Origin of the sequence: Actinomyces polynesiensis (assembly GCF_000820725.1) — a bacterium.
Classification (GTDB): domain Bacteria; phylum Actinomycetota; class Actinomycetes; order Actinomycetales; family Actinomycetaceae; genus Pauljensenia; species Pauljensenia polynesiensis.
The window spans coordinates 1-4,951 of record NZ_CCXH01000022.1 but is presented as its reverse complement, the minus strand read 5'-3'; the positions used below and the strand labels follow the sequence as shown (position 1 = coordinate 4,951).

The 4,951-nt window shown below is 72.0% G+C and carries 4 protein-coding genes; 1 reads left to right on the top strand and 3 read right to left on the bottom strand.

The features are described 5' to 3' along the window. From trmB to TA90_RS00850, 3 genes are all read right to left on the bottom strand, one after another. A partial coding sequence (trmB, locus tag TA90_RS00860) for a tRNA (guanosine(46)-N7)-methyltransferase TrmB (RefSeq protein ID WP_043534141.1) occupies positions 1–576 on the bottom strand: 576 nt, incomplete at its 3' end. Positions 577–713: 137 nt separating this feature from the next. Beyond that, positions 714–2,609 carry a translation elongation factor 4 gene (gene lepA / locus TA90_RS00855; protein WP_052450333.1) on the bottom strand — a complete coding sequence of 632 codons (1,896 nt, stop codon included), beginning with the start codon at positions 2,607–2,609 and terminating at the stop codon, positions 714–716. Between the two features lie 231 nt (positions 2,610–2,840). Continuing rightward, positions 2,841–3,887, bottom strand: a complete 1,047-nt coding sequence (locus TA90_RS00850) for a tetratricopeptide repeat protein (protein ID WP_052450332.1) — start codon at positions 3,885–3,887, stop codon at positions 2,841–2,843. A 287-nt stretch (positions 3,888–4,174) separates the two neighbouring features. Here TA90_RS00850 and TA90_RS00845 point away from each other — a divergent pair, with 287 nt between their 5' ends. Further along, on the top strand, positions 4,175–4,816 hold the full coding sequence (locus TA90_RS00845; protein WP_043534138.1) for a hypothetical protein: 642 nt from the start codon (positions 4,175–4,177) through the stop codon (positions 4,814–4,816). The last annotated feature ends 135 nt before the right edge of the window (positions 4,817–4,951 follow it).

Here is a 4,951-nt window from a genome sequence, read left to right as displayed (position 1 = left end):
GAGGTCGGGGCAGGCCTCGACGACGTCACGCATCTGCCAGGCGTAGTCGTCCCAGTCGGTGGCGAGCCTCCAGGCACCCCCGTCCACGAGGACACGCGCGACCTCCTCGGCGAATGCCGCGTTGACGAGGCGCCGCTTGTGGTGGCGGGCCTTGCGCCAGGGGTCGGGGAAGAAGGTCCACACCTCGTCCACGGTGGCCTCCCCGAGGAGGACCGGGAGTGCCTGTGCGGCGTCGGCCTCGACGACGCGGATGTTGTCCACCCCTGCCGCCACGGCACGCGAGACGAGTTTCGCGATGCCCGGCTGCCAGACCTCGAGGCCGAGGAAGTCCCGGTCGGGCCAGCGTCGGGCGGCGGCCACGAGCTGCTCGCCCACGCCCGGGCCGATCTCGACGACCAGGGGCGCGCGCCGTCCGAAGGTGTGCTCGGGATCCAGTCGGTGCCCGGGGGCGACGGTGGTCCACCCCTCGGAGCGGGGGACCTCCACGACGTAGTCGGCCCCGTGGGCCTCCATCGTGCGGCGCAGGGAGTCGTGGAGGGGACGGTTGCGCCGCGTGAAGGACTTCGTGCGCGCCATGAACGGTTCGGGGTCACCGGTGGGCCGGGGTCGGTGGCCGCGTCGTCCGTGGTGGTCGCCGTGCCCGCGTGGGGCATCCTCCGCGGCGTCGCCGCCGGCCTCCCCCGTGGTCCCCTCCAGGTCGTCCATGGGGAGGGTCACTTCTTGCCCGTGGGGACGTCCGAGGTGAGTGCCGCGATGAAGGCCTCCTGGGGGACGTCGACGCGCCCGATGGACTTCATGCGCTTCTTGCCCTCCTTCTGCTTCTCCAGCAGCTTGCGCTTGCGGGTGATGTCACCCCCGTAGCACTTGGCGAGCATGTCCTTGCGCAGGGCCTTGATGGTCTCGCGTGCGATGACGCGGGCCCCGACGGCCGCCTGGACGGGGATCTCGAACTGCTGGCGCGGGATGAGTTCCTTGAGGCGCTTGGTCATGCGCAGCCCGTAGGCGTAGGCGGCGTCCTTGTGGACGATGGCGGAGAAGGCATCGACCTTCTCCCCGTTGAGGAGGATGTCCACCTTGACCAGGTCGGCGGCCTGTTCACCGGCGTCCTGGTAGTCCAGGGAGGCGTAGCCGCGGGTGCGTGACTTCAGCTGGTCGAAGAAGTCGAAGACGATCTCGGCCAGGGGCATGAGGTAGTGGATCTCGACGCGGTCCTCGGAGAGGTAGTCCATCCCCTTCATGGCGCCGCGGCGCTCCTGGCACAGCTCCATCACGGGGCCGACGAACTCCGTGGGTGTCAGCACGGTGGCATCGACGACGGGCTCGCGGACCTCGGAGATCTTGCCCTCGGGGAACTCCGAGGGGTTGTCGACGCGGATCTCCGTGCCGTCCTCGGCCACCACGTGGTAGACGACGTTGGGGGCGGTGGCGATGAGGTCCAGGTCGAACTCGCGCTCGAGGCGCTCGCGCACGATCTCCAGGTGCAGGAGCCCCAGGAAGCCGCAGCGGAACCCGAATCCCAGGGCCGCCGAGGACTCCGGTTCGTAGGTGAGCGCCGCATCGTTGAGCTGGAGGCGCTCCAGCGCGTCTCGCAGGTCCGGGAAGTCCGAGCCGTCAACGGGGTAGATCCCCGAGAAGACCATGGGCTTGGGGTCGCGGTACCCGGCCAGGGGGGTGGTCGCCCCGCGCACCGCCGTGGTCACGGTGTCGCCGACCCTGGACTGGCGCACGTCCTTCACCCCGGTGATGAGGTAGCCGACCTCCCCGGCCGCGAGACCGTCGGAGGGGGTGGGCTCGGGGGAGATCACGCCGATCTCGAGGAGCTCGTGGGTGGAGCCCGTGGACATCATCCGCACCTTGGCGCGGGTGGACAGCGAGCCGTCGACCACACGCACGTAGGTGACGACACCCCGGTAGGTGTCGTAGACGGAGTCGAAGATCATCGCCCGGGTGGGGGCCTGCGGGTCCCCGGAGGGGGCCGGGACGAGGTCGACGATGCGGTCGAGGAGCTCGGGGACGCCCTCGCCGGTCTTGCCGGAGACGCGCAGGACCTCCGACTCCTCCACGCCGATGAGCTGGGCGAGCTCGTGGGCGTACTTGTCCGGCTGGGCGCCGGGCAGGTCGATCTTGTTGAGGACGGGGATGACGACCAGGTCGTTCTCCATGGCCAGGTAGAGGTTGGCCAGGGTCTGGGCCTCGATGCCCTGGGCGGCGTCGACGAGCAGCACGGCGCCCTCGCACGCGGCCAGGGAGCGTGAGACCTCGTAGGTGAAGTCCACGTGCCCGGGGGTGTCGATCATGTTGAGCGCGTAGGCGGTGCCACCCGCCTCCCAGGGCATGCGCACGGCCTGGGACTTGATGGTGATGCCGCGCTCGCGCTCGATGTCCATGCGGTCGAGGTACTGGGCGCGCATGTCACGGGACTCGACGACGCCGGTGAGCTGGAGCATCCGGTCCGCCAGGGTCGACTTGCCGTGGTCGATGTGCGCGATGATGCAGAAGTTGCGGATGCGCTCCTGCTGGGTGTGCGCGGGACGGATCGACGCGAGCTGGTCGGACGGGGGGATGGGAGCCAACGAGGACCTCCGGTGGACGGGGCTGAATGCCCCCATCGTCCCATCACCGGCCCCGGGGGCGCCAACCGCCCCGCTGCGCGGTCGGGCACACCCGCGCCCGTCCGCCCCCGGCCAGGACGGCGGGTCGGCCTCGCGGCGGTGTGCACGCCGGGCCTGGGGCGACCCCGGACCGGGATCGCAGGTGCCCGCAGCGCCGATCGCCGCGTGCCTCGCAGCGGGGACCGACCCGGACGGGGGCGTTTCCCCCACGGGTGGGACGCGGGCCACTCACGAGGTGCCGTCGTCGTCCTCCGCGACCCCGTCCCGGTCCCCGCCCCCGTCCGCAGCGCCGGGGTGCTCCTCCTCCGAGTACTCCTCCATGAGCCGCCGGAAGCCCTCCGCGTCCTCGCGCCCGAAGTCCTCGGGGAGGTTGTCCAGGAGACGACGGCACCAGAGCACGACCCCGGCCCGGTCCCCCTGCTCGACAGCGAGGAGGACCTGCAGGGTGCGTTGGCGCGCGGTCTCGGGATCGCACTCCCCCAGGTGTCGTCGGCAGTCCTCGGCGAGGACCCCCCACAGCTCCCGGGCCCGCTCGGTGTCGCCCGCGCAGAAGGTGTTGGCCGCGATCTCGTCGCGCAGGCGCAGCACACGGCGGTCCCCCGCCCTCGTCCTCGCGAGCATGTCACCGAGGAGCCCCTCGTAGAGGCGGGTCGACTCCTCGTAGCGTCCGTCGCAGGCGAGGACCTCGGCGAGGTTGTCCCGGGTGGTGAGGACGAGCATGTCGGAGGGTTCCAGGACCCCCTCCATGTCCTCCAGGAGCCGTCGGTACACCCGCGCGGCACCCGCGAAGTCCCCGTCCCTCTTGAGGGGCATCGCGGAGTTGGTCCGCACGGCCCAGGCGAGCGGGTCACGCGGACCCAGTGTCCTCTCGACGTCGCGGACCAGGTCCGGGAAGCGTTTGCGTGCGACGTCGTCGTACCCGCTCATGCACATCCAGTAGAGCTCGGAGTGACGCATCACCAGGGTGAGTTCGTGGCGGGGGCCGAGGTGGACCCGCGCCTCCTCCGCACCCGCCGTCGCGATTCGTCTGGACTCACCGGGCGCGCCCAGGGTGCCGTACCACTCGATGAGGTTCTTGCGCAGACGCAGGGAGACCTCGAACCCGAGGTCGCCCCGGTCCAGGATCTCCTCGACCTTGACCACGGCGGTGGCCAGGTCCCCCAGGTCGGCACTGCGCAGGGCCTCCGCCAACCCCGTGACGTGCTCCCCGAGTGGTCCCGGGCCCGGTGCCAGGTGCCGTGTGAGCGGCCCCTCCTGCAGCTTCTTCGCTTTCATTCCCATTTCCTCCTGGTCCATTCCGGTCCGTTCACGTCCTTCCCATGTGAGGATGGCACGACCCTGCGGCGACGAGGGCGGTCGGGGGCAACCTGTGGACGGAGACCCGGGGCACCCCTGTGGAAGGCGCGCGGGGCCGACGTGGGGGTGCTCGGACGGACGGGGTCGCGCCACCCCGGCCGGCGCCCACCGTGCGCGACGAGGCGGCCCTCCCCGCTGTGCGGGTCACCCCCGCAGCGGGGACAATGGTCGGGAGATCTCAGGGGAAGTCGGGGGAGGGAGCGACCATGACGACGACGGATGCCAGCGGGCCCCGACGGCTGTCGCGCGTCCTCGCCCAGCTCACGAGCGCCGGCGGTGCCCTGCTCGTCACGGTCGCCGGACTGACCACGTTCGCCTGCGCCGTGCTGGGCGCCCTGGTGGTGCGCGCACGCGACGGGGTGGGCTCGTGGATCCCCCTCGCGATCGCGATCCTCGCCGCCGCTGTGGTGTGCGCCCTGGCCATCGACCGGCACCGCCTGGTCACGGAACTGCGGCGACAGCCCCTCCCGGGTGGCCCCACGGTCCTGGTCTCCACCGACCCCGTGACGGGTGACGTCCTGGACACCGACACCGTCGGCCCCGAGGCGGTCGGCCCCGAGGTCGTCGGATCCGAGGTGGTCGGCTCCGCGGCGGTCGGCCCCCGGACGGGCACCGGTGGCGGGTGGCGGGCCGCGCGGGCGGAGTTCGACCTGCGACGCCCCACCCGTCTCCCGCGCGTCGAGGCCGCCCAACGAGCCCTGCGCGCGGGTGTGGGGACGCCTGCGTCCTCCCCCTGGCTCGAGCGCGACCTGCGTCCCACGCTGGTGCTGTTCGTCGCCACGGCCCTTGCGGTCCCGGTGACCGCCACCACGGCGATCATCGCCGCCCTCGTCCTGCTCACCAGCTAGGGTCGCTCGCGTGACCGACACCTTCACACGGATCCTCCGCGCCGCTGGAGCCGCCCTGCTCGGCTCACTGGCGTCCTCCACACGGGAGTCCTCGCGCACCGGGGCGACACCGGCGCGACGTCGCGGCGCCGCGGG